Here is a 14,454-nt window from a genome sequence, read left to right as displayed (position 1 = left end):
CCGGCTCCCACAAGGTCAGTGTGAGCCCTGTGGGAGCCGGCTTGCCGGCGATGGGCTGCGAAGCAGCCCCAATCAGTTCCAGCCTGAAACGCTTACTTGCGCTTCATCGACAGGAAGAACTCATCGTTGGTCTTGGTCTGCTTGAGCTTGTCGACCAGGAACTCGATGGCGGCGATCTCGTCCATCGGGTGCAGCAGCTTGCGCAGGATCCACATGCGCTGCAGTTCGTCGTCGGCGGTCAGCAGCTCTTCGCGACGGGTACCGGACTTGTTGATGTTGATGGCCGGGAACACACGCTTCTCGGCGATGCGGCGGTCCAGGGGCAGCTCCATGTTGCCGGTACCCTTGAACTCTTCGTAGATCACCTCGTCCATCTTCGAGCCGGTTTCGACCAGCGCGGTGGCGATGATGGTCAGCGAACCGCCTTCCTCGATGTTACGGGCGGCACCGAAGAAGCGCTTCGGCTTTTCCAGGGCGTGGGCGTCGACACCACCGGTCAGCACCTTGCCGGAGCTCGGGATCACGGTGTTGTAGGCACGTGCCAGACGGGTGATGGAGTCGAGCAGGATGACCACGTCTTTCTTGTGCTCGACCAGGCGCTTGGCCTTCTCGATGACCATCTCGGCAACCTGCACGTGGCGGGTCGGCGGCTCGTCAAAGGTCGAAGCGACCACTTCGCCGCGCACGGTGCGCTGCATCTCGGTCACTTCTTCCGGGCGCTCGTCGATCAGCAGGACGATCAGGTGGCACTCGGGGTTGTTACGGGTAATGTTGGCTGCGATGTTCTGCAGCATGATGGTCTTACCGGCTTTCGGCGGTGCGACGATCAGGCCACGCTGGCCTTTGCCGATCGGGGCGCACAGGTCGATGACGCGACCGGTGAGGTCTTCGGTGGAGCCGTTACCGGCTTCCATCTTCAGGCGCTTGTTGGGGAACAGCGGCGTCAGGTTTTCGAACAGGATCTTGTTCTTCGCGTTTTCCGGACGGTCGAAGTTGATGGTATCAACCTTCAGCAGCGCGAAGTAACGCTCGCCTTCCTTCGGTGGGCGGATCTTGCCGACGATGGTGTCGCCGGTGCGCAAGTTGAAGCGACGGATCTGGCTGGGCGAAACGTAGATGTCATCAGGGCCGGCCAGGTAAGAGGCATCCGCCGAACGCAGGAAACCGAAACCATCCTGGAGAATCTCCAGCACGCCGTCACCCGAGATCTCTTCGCCGCTTTTCGCATGCTTTTTCAGCAGGGCGAAAATCACGTCCTGTTTGCGCGAACGGGCCATGTTTTCGATGCCCATCTGTTCGGCCATTTCCAAAAGATCGGTAATCGGCTTTTGCTTGAGTTCTGTCAGGTTCATAAGGGGAGTGACGTAATCATGTAAGGAAGGGAAAAATTAAGCAGTTGGCTTAATGGGGCCGCGCCGCTAGATGGCGACAGGATCGCGTACTGATTCGAATTAGGGATGCTTCGGCGACGGCGTGCAGAGGGCACTGGAGAAGCAGTGCGAGGCCGAATGTAACACTTGCTTTTTTCGACGTCTAGTGGTTTTGCCCAGTGTTTTACGGGGCTATCCGACTGGATGGTCGCAAGGCCGGGGCTCGCCAGCCCTCAGGAAAACCACCTACAACAGATAAAGAAAAGCCCCGCATTTGCGGGGCTTCTTCACATCACAGGCTGGCGTCGAGGAACGCTTTGAGCTGCGACTTGGACAAGGCGCCGACCTTGGTGGCCTCGACGTTGCCGTTCTTGAACAGCATCAGCGTCGGAATACCACGCACGCCGTGCTTGGCCGGAGTTTCCTGGTTTTCGTCGATGTTCAGCTTGGCGATGGTCACCTTGCCTTGATATTCCGAAGCGATGTCGTCCAGTACCGGCGCGATCATCTTGCATGGGCCGCACCATTCAGCCCAGTAGTCGACCAGCACCGCGCCTTCAGCCTTGAGTACGTCGGCTTCGAAGCTGGCGTCGGTGACATGTTTGATAAGATCGCTGCTCATGGATATCTCCAGGTCGTAAGCACAAAAAACGTTGCCCATCATAGCCGCACCCAGGCGCGACAGGAAGCCACAGACGATTGAGTGTAACTATAGTGGTGCAAGACGCCACGAATCGAAACTGTCATATCACGGTCATAACATTGCTATGACATTGCCATGCATCAAGCCTTGCAGTGCCGCTCGTTGGCGTAGGACCACGATCGTGGCACGATTGCCGGGTTAACGACCGAGAACCTCCAGACCATGCCGCATACCACCGCGAAGAACCTGTCTCTGATCGCCGCCATCGACCTGGGCTCCAACAGCTTCCACATGGTCGTGGCCAAGGCCCATCACACGGAAATCCGCATCCTCGAAAGGCTTGGAGAAAAGGTTCAGCTCGCCGCCGGCATCGACGATGAGCGCAGGCTCAGCGAAGAAGCCATGCAACGCGGCCTGGAATGCCTCAAGCGCTTCGCCCAACTGATCAACGGCATGCCGCAGGGCGCGGTGCGCATCGTCGGCACCAACGCCTTGCGCGAAGCACGCAACCGCAACGAATTCATCCTGCGCGCCGAGGCCATCCTCGGCCACCCGGTCGAGGTCATTTCCGGCCGTGAAGAGGCGCGCCTGATCTACCTGGGCGTGTCCCACACCCTGGCCGACACCCCGGGCAAGCGCCTGGTCGCCGACATCGGCGGCGGCAGCACCGAGTTCATCATCGGCCAGCGTTTCGAGCCGCTGCTGCGCGAAAGCCTGCAAATGGGCTGCGTCAGCTTCACCCAGCGTTATTTCCGCGACGGCAAGATCACCCCGGCGCGCTACGCCCAGGCCTACACCGCCGCGCGCCTGGAGCTGATGAGCATCGAGAACGCCCTGCACCGCCTGACCTGGGACGAGGCGATCGGCTCATCCGGGACCATCCGTGCCATCGGCGCCGCCATCAAGTCCGGCGGCCTGGGCAATGGCGAGGTCAACGCCGAGGGCCTGGCCTGGGTCAAGCGCAAGCTGTTCAAGCTGGGCGAGACCGACAAGATCGACTTCGAAGGGGTCAAGCCCGATCGCCGCACCATCTTCCCGGCGGGGCTGGCCATCCTCGAGGCGATCTTCGACGCGCTGGAGCTGCAGCGCATGGAGCACTGCGACGGTGCCCTGCGTGAGGGCGTGCTGTTCGACCTGCTGGGCCGCCACCACCACGAGGACGTGCGCGAGCGCACCCTGAACTCGCTGATGGAGCGCTACCACGTCGATCAAGGTCAGGCCGCACGCGTGGAGCGCAAGGCGCTGCACGCCTTCGATCAAGTGGCCAAGGCATGGGACCTAGAAGAGGGCAACTGGCGCGATCTTCTGGGTTGGGCGGCGAAAGTGCATGAAGTTGGCTTGGATATCGCCCATTATCACTACCACAAGCACGGAGCCTACCTGATCGAGCACTCCGACCTGTCCGGCTTCTCCCGCGAAGACCAGCAGATGATGGCACTGCTGGTGCGCGGCCATCGCCGCAACATTCCCAAGGACAAGTTCGCCGAGTTCGGCGACGAAGGCATCAAGCTGATCCGCCTGTGCGTACTGCTGCGCTTCGCCATCCTCTTCCACCACATCCGCGGCACCCAGCAGATGCCGAAAGTGGTGCTGCACGCTGGCGACAACAGCCTGGAAGTGGTTTTCCCTGGCAACTGGCTGGAACAGAACCAGCTGACCCAGGCCGACTTCGCCAACGAGGCGGAGTGGCTGGCCCGGGTCGGCTTCGTCCTCAGCGTACGTTGAGCACCGGGTTGCTCAGGCGCTCCAGCAGGGTCGCCTGGGCACTGCGCGGGTTCTGGTTGCCGGTCGGGGTGCTGCGCACGTAGCGCCCGTCCGGCTGCAAGGTCCAGGCCTGGGTGTTGTCGGTCAGGTAGCCTTCCAGTTCCTTCTTGACCCGTAGCAACAGCTTCTTGCCTTCCACCGGGAAGCAGGTCTCGACGCGCTTGTCGAGGTTGCGCTCCATCCAGTCGGCACTGGACAGGTAGATCTGCTCCTCGCCGCCATTGAGGAAATAGAACACCCGGGTGTGCTCGAGGAAGCGGCCGATGATCGAGCGCACATGGATGTTGTGCGAAACGCCCGGGATGCCCGGACGCAGGCAGCACATGCCGCGCACCACCAGGTCGATGCGCACGCCCGACTGGCTGGCCTTGTACAGCGCCTTGATGATCTTGGCGTCGGTCAGCGAATTGAACTTGGCGATGATGTGTGCCGGCTTGCCCTCCAGGGCGAACTGGGTCTCCCGGGCGATCATGTCGAGCATGCCCTTCTTCAGGGTGAAGGGCGCGTGCAGCAGCTTCTTCATGCGCAGGGTCTTGCCCATGCCGATCAACTGGCTGAACAGTTTGCCGACGTCTTCGGTGAGGGCGTCGTCGGAGGTCAGCAGGCTGTAGTCGGTGTACAGGCGGGCGTTGCCGGCGTGGTAGTTGCCGGTCCCCAGGTGCGCGTAACGGACGATCTCGCCCTGCTCGCGGCGCAGGATCAGCATCATCTTGGCGTGGGTCTTGAAACCGACCACCCCGTAGATCACCACCGCGCCAGCGGCCTGCAGGCGGCTGGCCATCTGCAGGTTGGACTCTTCGTCGAAGCGGGCGCGCAATTCGATCACCGCAGTGACCTCCTTGCCGTTACGCGCGGCGTCCACCAGGGCGTCGACGATCTCCGAGTTGGCGCCCGAGCGATAGAGCGTCTGGCGCACGGCAAGTACGTGCGGGTCCTTGGCGGCCTGGCGCAGCAGGTCGATCACCGGGGTGAACGACTCGAACGGGTGCATCAGCAACACGTCCTGCTTGCCGATCACGCTGAAGATGTTGTCGGCATTGACGAGCAGCTTGGGGATCGCCGGGGTGAACGGCGTGTACTGCAGCTCCGGGTGGCTGTCGAGCCCGGTGATGCTGAACAGGCGGGTCAGGTTGACCGGGCCGTTGACCTGGTACAGCTCGCTCTCGCTCAGGCTGAACTGCTTGAGCAGGTAGTCGGAGAGGTGTTTCGGGCAAGTATCGGCCACCTCGAGGCGCACCGCATCGCCGTAGCGGCGCGAGAACAGCTCGCCGCGCAGGGCCCGGGCCAGGTCGTCGACTTCTTCGGAGTCCAGCGCCAGGTCGGCGTTACGGGTCAGGCGGAACTGGTAGCAACCCTTGACCTTCATGCCCTGGAACAGGTCATCGGCATGGGCATGGATCATCGACGACAGGAACACATAGTTGTCGCCAGGCCCACCCACGTCTTCCGGCACGCGGATTACCCGCGGCAGCAGGCGCGGTGCCGGAATGATCGCCAGGCCCGAATCGCGGCCGAAGGCGTCGACACCCTCGAGCTCGACGATGAAGTTCAGGCTCTTGTTCACCAGCAGCGGGAACGGGTGGGTCGGGTCGAGGCCGATCGGGGTGATGATCGGCGCGATCTCGTCGCGGAAGAAGCGCCGTACCCAGGTCTTGAGCTTGGGCGTCCAGTAACGGCGGCGGATAAAGCGAATGGCGTGTTTTTCCAGCTCCGGCAGCAGCACGTCGTTGAGGATCGCGTACTGGCGATCCACTTCGAGATGCACCAGCTCGCTGATGCGCGCCAGCGCCTGGTGCGGCTGCAGGCCGTCGGCGCCGGCCTGTTCGCGGGCGAAGTTGATCTGCTTCTTCAGGCCGGCCACGCGGATTTCGAAGAACTCGTCCAGGTTGCTGGAGAAGATCAACAGGAACTTCAGGCGCTCGAGCAGCGGGTACGACTCGTCCAGCGCCTGCTCCAGCACGCGGATATTGAACTGCAGCTGCGAAAGCTCGCGATGAATGTACAGGCTGCTGTCGTCCAGGCTCGGCACGGCGATCGCCGGAGCCGGCGCAGGCGCTGGAGCAGGGGCGGCTTCAGCGACAGGTTCCGGCTGCGCTACCGCCGGCAGGTCGGGCGGCGTCTGCACCATCTCTTCGGGCACGGCCTGGGCATCCTTGATCGCGACAGGGTTGAGCACTTCGTTATTCATCTGACGTTCCTGGAGAGCGTTACTGCCCTCTCATCATTTGAGCGGCACGCACGGCGAAATAGGTCAGGATGCCATCGGCGCCTGCCCGTTTGAATGCGGTGAGGGATTCAAGGATCACGGCTTCGCTGAGCCAGCCGTTCTGGATCGCGGCCATGTGCATGGCGTACTCGCCGCTGACCTGATAGACGAAGGTCGGCACCTTGAACTCGGTCTTCACCCGGTGAACGATGTCCAGGTACGGCATGCCCGGCTTGACCATGACCATGTCGGCGCCTTCGGCGAGGTCGGTGGCCACTTCGTGCAAGGCCTCGTCGCTGTTGGCCGGATCCATCTGGTAGGAGGCCTTGTTGGCCTTGCCCAGGTTCAGCGCCGAGCCGACCGCATCGCGGAACGGGCCGTAGTAGGCGCTGGCGTACTTGGCCGAGTAGGCCATGATGCGCACGTTGACGTGGCCGGCAACTTCGAGGGCTTCGCGGATCGCGCCAAGACGGCCGTCCATCATGTCCGATGGGGCGACTACCTGGGCGCCAGCCTCGGCATGGGACAGCGCCTGACGCACCAGCGCGTCGACGGTGATGTCGTTCTGCACGTAGCCTTCCTCGTCGAGGATGCCGTCCTGACCGTGGGTGGTGAACGGGTCAAGGGCCACGTCGGTGATCACCCCCAGCTCCGGGAAGCGGGCACGCAGGGCACGGGTGGCGCGCTGGGCGATGCCGTCCGGGTTCCACGCTTCGGCGCCATCGAGGGATTTCTTTTCGGTCGGGGTCACCGGGAACAGCGCCAGCGCCGGAATGCCCAGCTCTACCCACCCCTGTGCGGCTTCCAGCAACAGGTCAATTGACAGGCGCTCGACGCCCGGCATGGACGGCACTTCTTCGCGGCGGCCTTCGCCGTCCAGTACGAATACCGGAAGAATCAGGTCATCGACAGTCAGGGTGTTTTCGCGAACCAGGCGACGGGAAAATTCGTCCCGACGGTTGCGACGCAGACGGGTGGCAGGAAACAGACGATTGGCGGGGGTAAAGCTCACGGCAGACTCCTGAGCCCGCGCAGGCGGGCGAGCGCGACAGTTATAAGCGGCCATTATGACGCCTGTGTGACACCCGAGGGCAACCCTGCGACTTGTGGCCGCAGTCATTGTCCTTGTAGGAAATGTTCACGTCGAGACACATTTGGACACTTTCCCGATCGCGCCCGAAGGGGTAGGCTGCGCGTTCATTTCGCCAGCACGCCAGAAAATGCTTCAACAATTCCTGAACGATTTCGGCTATTTTGCCCTTTTTCTCGGCACGTTCTTCGAGGGCGAGACGATCCTCGTGCTCGCCGGGTTTCTTGCGTTCCGCGAATACATGGATATCAAGCTGGTAGTCCTGGTGGCCTTTTGTGGCAGCTACGCCGGTGACCAACTGTGGTACTTCATGGGCCGCCGCCATGGGCGCAAGATCCTCGCCCGCAAGCCTCGCTGGCAGGCCATGGGCGACCGCGCGCTGGAGCATATCCGCCGCCATCCGGACATCTGGGTGCTGAGCTTCCGCTTCGTCTACGGCCTGCGCACGGTCATGCCGGTGGCCATCGGCCTGTCCGGCTACCCGCCACGCCGCTACCTGCTGCTCAATGGCATCGGCGCCGCAGTCTGGGCCCTGGCCCTGGGCCTGGCCGCCTACCACTTCGGCGCCATCCTCGAAGGCATGCTGGGCAGCATCAAGAAATACGAGTTATGGGTGCTCGGCGGCCTGCTGGTGTTGGGCCTCGCGCTCTGGCTGCGTCGGCGCTTTCGCAATAGCCGCGCCGAGCGTCGCGCGGCGGCAGAGGGCCAGGCCGCCGAGGCTGAGCAAGCTGTAGCCGAGCAGCAGCAGCCAGAACAACGGCGTGACCAGCACTAAGCCAAGCGCGCCGGCCAGATACAGCGCGGGCGCATTCGACAGCAGGCGCGCCAGTTCCAGGCGCCCTGCCCAGGCCCGGTCTTCCAGCGCCACGCCCAGCACGAACAGCCCGAACGCCATCACCATCCAGCCCAATGCCAGGGCCGCGGGCGTCACCTGCTCCGCCACCTCCATCAGATAACTGCCCAACGCGACGTAGACCGCGAACTGCGCCGTGACGTACAGCTGCTGCGCAGCGCCCAGCGGGATCGCGAACTTGCGAAACGCGGCGAGGTCCTGCTTGGCCTGTGGATAAGCGGCGGCCACGTCCGCCGGCCGCCAGCCGGTGGGCATGAACCAGATGCGCAGCTTGTCCCACCAACGGGCCGTTCGCCGGGCGTCGTCCCACAGCTGGGCATAGAACTGCACGTTGGCCCACAGCGGGTTCCAGCTCGCCAAAGGCGTGGTCACGCCAAAGATCACCGGCTCGCGCTCGTCCTCTTCCTGGAAGGTGCCGAACAGCCGGTCCCAGATTATGAACACGCCGCCGTAGTTGCGATCCAAGTACAGAGGATTCTGCGCATGGTGGACACGATGGTTGGACGGCGTGATGAAAATCCACTCGAGCCAGCCCAGCTTGGGCACATGGCGGGTGTGCACCCAGAACTGGTACAGCAGGTTCAGCGATGCCACGGTGATGAACACCAGGGGCGGCACGCCCAGCAGCGCCAGCGGCAGGTAGAAGATCCAGGAAAACAAGAACCCGCTACTGGTCTGGCGCAAGGCGGTGGTGAGGTTGTACTCCTCGCTCTGGTGATGCACCGAGTGCGCTGCCCACAGGATGTTGCGCTCGTGGCCCAGGCGGTGCAGCCAGTAGTAACAGAGGTCGTAAAGTACGAAGGCGACCACCCACACCCACCAGGCATCCGCCGGCAGCCGCAACCAGGCCAGGTGCTCCCATGCCACGGCATAGGTGACCAGCCCCACCCCTTTGGTCAGCAGCCCGGTGCTGGTGGACAGCGCACCGGTGCTCAGGCTGTTGATCGAGTCGGCAAGCTGGTAGTTGCGACGCCCGCGCACGCGGTCGGCGATCAGCTCCACCGCGATCAGCACGAAGAAGAACGGCACGGCCAGCAGAATCAGGTCCATGAACGGCCACCTCCAAGGTTGTTCACGAAGATTAGGCCCGGCGAAGGGCAAATCCCATGGCTACATCTGCCAAACTAGAGGACATTTAGCGCCTCGACACTGGAGTATTGAGCATGACAAAAAAAGTTGCGGTGATTCTGTCCGGTTGCGGCGTGTACGACGGCGCCGAAATCCATGAGAGCGTGATCACCCTGCTGCGCCTGGACCAGCGCGGCGCCCAGGTGCAGTGCTTCGCGCCGAACATCGCGCAGATGCATGTGATCGACCACCTGACCGGGGAAGAGATGCCGGAATCGCGCAATGTGCTGGTGGAGTCGGCGCGCATTGCCCGTGGCGAGGTGAAGGACATTCGCGAAGCCAAGGTCGAGGACTTCGACGCCCTGATCGTGCCGGGAGGCTTCGGCGCGGCGAAGAACCTGTCGAACTTTGCCGTCGAAGGCGCCAACTGCACCGTGCAACCGGACGTGCTGGCGCTGGCCGAGGCCTTTGCCGATGCCTGCAAGCCGGTCGGGCTGATCTGCATCTCGCCGGCCTTGGCGGCGAAGATCTATGGGCCGGGCGTGGTCTGCACCATCGGCACTGACGCCGGCACCAGCGCGGCGGTGGTGAAGATGGGTGGCACCCATGAAGAATGCGATGTGCATGACATTGTCGAAGACACCCAGCGCAAGCTGGTGACTACCCCGGCGTACATGCTGGCCAAGTCGATCAGCGAGGCGGCGGGTGGCATCTACAAGTTGGTGGACCGGGTGCTGGAACTGACCCACGAGGGTGACAAGTAAGGCCTCGAAGGCCTGCTACGCAGGCCATCGCCGGCAAGCCGGCTCCCACAGGATCACCTACAGATGCGGGAACCGGCAGCCCCACGTACTTAACGCTTGGAAAGCCGTCCCAGAATCCGGTCCAGGGCATTGGCGAACGCCTGCTTCTCCCGTTCGCCATAAGGTGCCTGCCCGCCGCCCACCTGCCCCTGCTCGCGCAGTTCGGTGAACAGGTTGCGCACCGCCAGGCGCTCACCCATGTTGCGCTCGTCGAACTCGCGGCCACGCGGGTCCAGCGCGGCCACGCCTTTCTTGATCAGGCGGTCGGCCAGCGGCACGTCGCTGCAGATCACCAGCTCGCCGGGCTCGGCATTGTCCACCAAGTAGTCGTCGGCCGCGTCCATGCCGCTGGGCACCACGATAAGCCGCACGCAGGCGAAAGCCGGCTTGATCTGCGGCTGGCCGGCCACCATCACCACCTCCAGCTTGCGCTTGAGGGCGAACTTGACGATCAGGTCCTTGGCCGCCTTGGGGCAGGCGTCGGCATCGATCCATACACGCATGGGATTAATCCTGTACTCCGGGCAGTGACGTCGTGGGAGCGGGCTTGCCCCGCGATAGCGCCTGAACAGGCGGACATTATGCCAGCCCCAGCCTCATCGGGGGGCGGCGACGCACCACCCCTTCCCCCTGCACCCCCTGCACGGACTCAGCTGGCCGCCGCCCGGCGCTTCTCGGCCAAGCGGCTGCGTCCATAGAGGAACACGATAGCCAGCAACGCCACTGCCTGCGCACTCAGCGAGTAGAGATCGGCGTGGATCCCCAGCCAGTCGAACTCGAAGAACGCCACCGGCCGCGTACCCAGCACGCCGGCCTCCTGCAGCGCCTTGACGCCATGCCCGGCGAACACCACCGACAGCGCACAGAGCAAAGCCGCGTTGATGCTGAAGAACAGCGACAGCGGCAGCTTGGCCGAGCCGCGCAGAATTACCCAGGCCAGGCCCACCAGCAGCACCAGCGCCGTGGCACCGCCTGCCAGAACTGCCTGGTGGCCAGCCGGGCCGGCCTGCAGCCACAGGGTCTCGTAGAACAGGATCACCTCGAACAGCTCGCGGTACACCGAGAAGAACGCCAGCACGGCAAATCCGAAGCGCCCGCCGCCACTGACCAGGCTGCTCTTGATGTAGTCCTGCCAGGCGGCCGCGTGGCGGCGGTCGTGCATCCACACGCCTAGCCACAGCACCATCACCGCGGCGAACAACGCCGTGCAACCTTCGAGCAGTTCACGCTGCGCGCCACCGACATCGATCACATAGGCCGCCAGGGCCCAGGTGGCGAAACCGGCGACCAGCGCCAAGGCCCAGCCGACGTTGACGCTGCGCACCGCCGACTGCTGGCCGGTGTTGCGCAGGAAGGCGAGGATCGCCGCCAGCACCAGGATCGCCTCCAGGCCCTCGCGCAGCAGGATCAACAGGCCAGAGATGTAGCTCAACGACCAGCTCAGGCCATCGCTGCCCAGCAGCTTCGAGGCCTGTTCGAGCTTGACCTTGGCTTCGGCCAGGCGCTGGTCGGCCTGGGCCACCGGCAGGCCGTCCTGCAGCGACTGACGGTAGGCCATCAGCGACTTCTCGGTGTCCTTGCGAGCCTGGGTGTCGATGTTGTCGAGCGAGCTTTCCACCAGCTCGAAGCCTTCCAGGTAAGCCGCCACCGACAAGTCGTAGGCCTGGTCGTGGTCGCCAGCGCGGTAAGCCGCCAGGCTCTTGTCCAGGGTGCTGGAGGTGTACTCGAGCAGTTGCGCCGGGCCACGCTTGACCTGCGGCGGTTGCGCCCGCTGGGCGCGGAACGCGGCCACGGCGTTTGCGCCTTCACTGGCGGCAACCTCGGCCGGGGTCTGCCGGGCCAGGTCGGCGAGATTCCAGGTCTTGTCGCTCTTGGCCGCCTGCGGATCGGCGGTGAAGCTGGCGATGTAGGCCGCCACGTCCCAGCGCTGACGCTCGTCGAGCTGGTCGGCAAATGAGGGCATCTCGGTGCCCTCGATGCCCAGCCCGAGGGTGTTGTACAGGTCGAACAGGCTGAGCTGGTCGAGGCGCGCGACATCGCGCAGGTTGGCCGGCGCAGGCTCCAGGCCGACGCCGGCCGGGCCATCGCCCAGGCCGGTATCACCGTGGCAGATCGAGCAATTCTGGGCATACAGCGCTGCACCGCGGGCCGGGTCCGGGGTGATCACCGGTGCCTGGCTGACCTCGTAGGCCACGGCCAGGCGTGCACCCAGCTGGCGGGCCTGGCGAGCAACACCGGCGCCATCCTGTCGCTGGTCGATGGCCTGGCGCAGGCTCTGGACACCCTGCTCCAGGGCGCCGCGTTCGGCATGCTCGGGCAGCCCCTTGACCAGCTCGGCCAGCACGCCGCTGAACTCCTGTTGCTCGCGGTATTCCCCGTCGTCCACCACCTTGCCGTCGCGCACGGTTGGCGGGTAGTCGGCACCGATGTAGTCCAGCAGATGCAACGCCTTGGTCGCCTCGGCCGGAGCTTCGGCCAGCGTCGGGGTGCTGCACAGCGCCAGTACCGGGCCAAGCAACAGGGCAGGCAGCCAGGCAAGCAGACGGGAACGGGAAATCATGGCCAATCTCGACGGAAATACGAAAGAGAACATTGTTCACTTCCACTCTCCCCCGCTCAAGGCTCACCCGCATATTTCATGAAAAATCTTGCGACAAATTGACCGGTCGACAACCTGGAAAGCGGTTTTCCGACCTGGCACGCCTGCAGAAAATGCGAAGCAATTCGCCATCACGTAGCTACTACTTTGGGTATAATCCCGCGCCGCCGTAATAGCCATTAGCAATCAAGGCGCCTCCATCGAGAGGTTCTGGCGATAAAACAGAGGGATCTGCCGCCCCCGCCCACGCGGCCAACCGTTTCAGGGAAAGAAGAAGTCCGATGGTATCCCGCGCCCTCACCCTGGCGACCCTGGTCGCCGCCGTGCAGCTCACCGGCTGCTCGGTGTTCCGCAGCTACGACAGCGAACTGCAGGAGACCAACAAGCAGTTGGCCGCCGGCAATGTCGACGCCGCCCTCGCCCTGCTGGAAAACAACAACAAGGGCGACAAGAAAGACCTGCTCTACTACTTCGAGAAAGGCGAGCTGCTGCGCTCCAAGGGCGACCTCAAGGGCAGCCAGGACGCCTGGCGCGCCGCCGACAGCGTGGTGTTCCAGTGGGAGGAGTCGGTCAAGCTCGACACCGACAAGTACCTGAGCCAGTTCGGCAGCTACCTGGTCAACGACAAGGTCCGCCGCTACGAAGGCTACGACTACGAAAAAGTCATGCTGACCACGCAGATGGCCCTGAATCTGCTGGCGCAGAACGATTTCGACGGCGCCCGCACCGAGATCAAGAAGACCCACGAGCGCGAAGCGATCATCGCCGAGCTGCGCGACAAGGAATACCTCAAGCGCGAGGAAGAGGCCGAGAAGGAAGGCATCAAGACCGAATACAAGGACCTGCAGGGTTACCCGGTCGCCAGCCTCGACGCCCCTGAGGTGGTCGGCCTGAAGAACAGCTACCAGAGCGCCTTCAGCCATTACCTGTCCGGCTTTGTCTACGAGGCTCTCGGCGAGAAAGGCCTGGCCGCGCCGGGCTACCGCAAGGCCGCCGAGCTGCGCCCGAACACTGCGCTGCTGGACCAGGCATTGCTGGCGCTGGACAAGAGCAGCGCCAAAGCCGGTGAAAGCGACGTGCTGATCGTGGTGCAGACCGGCCTGGCCCCGGCCCGCGATTCGATCCGTATCCCACTGCCACTGCCGATCCAGGACAACCTGGTGATCACCCCGCTGTCGTTCCCGATCATCAAGGAAGACACCTCCACCGCGCACCTGAGCGAGATCCAGCTCAACGACAAGGCCCTGGCCCTGACCGCGCTCAACAGCACCACCGCCATGTCGCGCCGCGCCCTGCGCGACGACATGCCGGGCATCATCCTGCGCACCAGCGTGCGCGCCATCAGCCGTGGCGTGGCACAGAAGAACCTGAACCAGTCCAACCCGATGGCCGGGCTGGTGGTGGGAATCGCCTCCACCGTGCTGGAGGGTGCCGATACCCGCACCTGGCGCACCCTGCCCGACGAAACCCAGGTGGCCCGTGTGCGCCTCAAACAGGGCGAACACCACCTGAGCCTGCCGTCGAGCCTCGGCGGCACCCAAGTCACGGTGAAAGTCGATCGCCCCTACCAGGTGGTCAGCCTGCGCGTGGTCGGCAACCGCGTGTTCGCTGGCGGCCCGTCCGTCGAAGTCGCCCCGCAGGCCGCAGCCACCGCTGTCGCCAGCCTCAAGTAACCCAAGGATCGAACATGCGCAAAACATGCCTCGCCCTGGCCGCCGTCGCCCTCCTGGCCGGCTGCGCCACTCCACCCCCTGCCCCCGGCAGCGCCGCCAGCAAGGTGGTGACCATGGGCCAGCTGGATGACATCGAGATCGGCCAGATGCGCGTCGCCCGCGAAAACGGCTACCTCACCGTCAACGTGGCTTTGACCAACAGCAGCCGCAGCAACCAGACCCTGTTCTACCGCTTCGCCTGGCTAGGCAGCGATGGTTTCCCGGTGGCCGATGAAGAGAGCTGGAAAGCCCTGCCGCTGTACGGCAAACAGGCCAAGTTCCTGCCCGCCATCGCACCGACCCCCGCAGCCCGTGACTTCCGCCTCGAAGTCCACACCCGGTAACC

The 14,454-nt window shown here is 63.9% G+C and carries 11 protein-coding genes and 1 pseudogene; 5 read left to right on the top strand and 7 right to left on the bottom strand.

What is annotated here, in order from left to right:
• Positions 1 to 92: 92 nt before the first annotated feature.
• Both rho and trxA read right to left on the bottom strand, forming a co-directional pair.
• The gene (gene rho / locus ACZ9C1_RS19680; RefSeq protein WP_011536308.1) at positions 93 to 1,352 is read right to left on the bottom strand and encodes a transcription termination factor Rho; all 1,260 of its coding nucleotides are present in this window, start codon (positions 1,350 to 1,352) and stop codon (positions 93 to 95) included.
• A 310-nt stretch (positions 1,353 to 1,662) separates the two neighbouring features.
• Positions 1,663 to 1,992 (bottom strand): thioredoxin TrxA, encoded by a 330-nt coding sequence (gene trxA, locus ACZ9C1_RS19675; protein ID WP_046857535.1) that lies wholly within the window; start codon positions 1,990 to 1,992, stop codon positions 1,663 to 1,665.
• Positions 1,993 to 2,235: 243 nt separating this feature from the next.
• Between trxA and ppx the strand changes: the two genes are divergently transcribed.
• Positions 2,236 to 3,738: an exopolyphosphatase gene (gene ppx, locus ACZ9C1_RS19670; RefSeq protein WP_102684972.1), complete on the top strand. Its 1,503-nt coding sequence runs from the start codon at positions 2,236 to 2,238 to the stop codon at positions 3,736 to 3,738.
• Here the strand turns inward: ppx and ppk1 are convergent.
• Both ppk1 and hemB read right to left on the bottom strand, forming a co-directional pair.
• Positions 3,725 to 5,905, bottom strand: a complete 2,181-nt coding sequence (gene ppk1 / locus ACZ9C1_RS19665) for a polyphosphate kinase 1 (RefSeq protein ID WP_371918078.1) — start codon at positions 5,903 to 5,905, stop codon at positions 3,725 to 3,727. The two genes, ppx and ppk1, sit on opposite strands and share 14 nt — an antisense overlap.
• A 79-nt stretch (positions 5,906 to 5,984) precedes the next feature.
• Positions 5,985 to 6,995, bottom strand: coding sequence for a porphobilinogen synthase (hemB, locus tag ACZ9C1_RS19660; RefSeq protein ID WP_023631873.1), 1,011 nt, complete (start codon positions 6,993 to 6,995; stop codon positions 5,985 to 5,987).
• Positions 6,996 to 7,203: 208 nt separating this feature from the next.
• Here hemB and ACZ9C1_RS19655 point away from each other — a divergent pair, with 208 nt between their 5' ends.
• Positions 7,204 to 7,848: a DedA family protein gene (locus ACZ9C1_RS19655; RefSeq protein WP_173862468.1), complete on the top strand. Its 645-nt coding sequence runs from the start codon at positions 7,204 to 7,206 to the stop codon at positions 7,846 to 7,848.
• 501 nt (positions 7,849 to 8,349) lie between these two features.
• Here the strand turns inward: ACZ9C1_RS19655 and ACZ9C1_RS19650 are convergent.
• Positions 8,350 to 8,976, bottom strand: a pseudogene (locus ACZ9C1_RS19650) (sterol desaturase family protein); the annotation flags it as partial.
• Between the two features lie 113 nt (positions 8,977 to 9,089).
• Here ACZ9C1_RS19650 and elbB point away from each other — a divergent pair.
• Entirely contained in the window at positions 9,090 to 9,758 is a 669-nt protein-coding gene (gene elbB, locus ACZ9C1_RS19645; protein ID WP_110700134.1) for an isoprenoid biosynthesis glyoxalase ElbB, read from the top strand.
• Between the two features lie 89 nt (positions 9,759 to 9,847).
• On the opposite strand, the gene ACZ9C1_RS19640 is transcribed toward elbB, so the two are convergent.
• Positions 9,848 to 10,300 (bottom strand): YaiI/YqxD family protein, encoded by a 453-nt coding sequence (locus ACZ9C1_RS19640; RefSeq protein ID WP_023630873.1) that lies wholly within the window; start codon positions 10,298 to 10,300, stop codon positions 9,848 to 9,850.
• Positions 10,301 to 10,446: 146 nt separating this feature from the next.
• Positions 10,447 to 12,390, bottom strand: a complete 1,944-nt coding sequence (locus ACZ9C1_RS19635; RefSeq protein ID WP_277502460.1) for a cytochrome c/FTR1 family iron permease — start codon at positions 12,388 to 12,390, stop codon at positions 10,447 to 10,449.
• A 287-nt stretch (positions 12,391 to 12,677) separates the two neighbouring features.
• Here ACZ9C1_RS19635 and ACZ9C1_RS19630 point away from each other — a divergent pair, with 287 nt between their 5' ends.
• Positions 12,678 to 14,069 carry a COG3014 family protein gene (locus ACZ9C1_RS19630; protein ID WP_277502459.1) on the top strand — a complete coding sequence of 464 codons (1,392 nt, stop codon included), beginning with the start codon at positions 12,678 to 12,680 and terminating at the stop codon, positions 14,067 to 14,069.
• A 14-nt stretch (positions 14,070 to 14,083) separates the two neighbouring features.
• Positions 14,084 to 14,452, top strand: coding sequence for a YcfL family putative periplasmic lipoprotein (locus tag ACZ9C1_RS19625; RefSeq protein WP_038707145.1), 369 nt, complete (start codon positions 14,084 to 14,086; stop codon positions 14,450 to 14,452).
• The last annotated feature ends 2 nt before the right edge of the window (positions 14,453 to 14,454 follow it).

The sequence above is a fragment of the Pseudomonas sp. TE21435 genome, assembly GCF_056279265.1.
The sequence above is the reverse complement of the archived record's forward strand: the minus strand, read 5'-3'. Positions and strand labels throughout refer to the sequence as shown.

Bases quoted from the DNA above. Each gene is read 5' to 3' on its own strand.
- ppk1 (WP_371918078.1), bottom strand. From the start codon at position 5,905: ATGGTGCAGACGCCGCCCGACCTGCCGGCGGTAGCGCAGCCGGAACCT.
- ACZ9C1_RS19635 (WP_277502460.1), bottom strand. From the start codon at position 12,390: ATGTTCTCTTTCGTATTTCCGTCGAGATTGGCCATGATTTCCCGTTCC.
- ACZ9C1_RS19640 (WP_023630873.1), bottom strand. From the start codon at position 10,300: ATGCGTGTATGGATCGATGCCGACGCCTGCCCCAAGGCGGCCAAGGAC.
- ACZ9C1_RS19625 (WP_038707145.1), top strand. From the start codon at position 14,084: ATGCGCAAAACATGCCTCGCCCTGGCCGCCGTCGCCCTCCTGGCCGGC.
- ACZ9C1_RS19655 (WP_173862468.1), top strand. From the start codon at position 7,204: ATGCTTCAACAATTCCTGAACGATTTCGGCTATTTTGCCCTTTTTCTC.
- ACZ9C1_RS19630 (WP_277502459.1), top strand. From the start codon at position 12,678: ATGGTATCCCGCGCCCTCACCCTGGCGACCCTGGTCGCCGCCGTGCAG.
- ppx (WP_102684972.1), top strand. From the start codon at position 2,236: ATGCCGCATACCACCGCGAAGAACCTGTCTCTGATCGCCGCCATCGAC.
- rho (WP_011536308.1), bottom strand. From the start codon at position 1,352: ATGAACCTGACAGAACTCAAGCAAAAGCCGATTACCGATCTTTTGGAA.
- elbB (WP_110700134.1), top strand. From the start codon at position 9,090: ATGACAAAAAAAGTTGCGGTGATTCTGTCCGGTTGCGGCGTGTACGAC.
- trxA (WP_046857535.1), bottom strand. From the start codon at position 1,992: ATGAGCAGCGATCTTATCAAACATGTCACCGACGCCAGCTTCGAAGCC.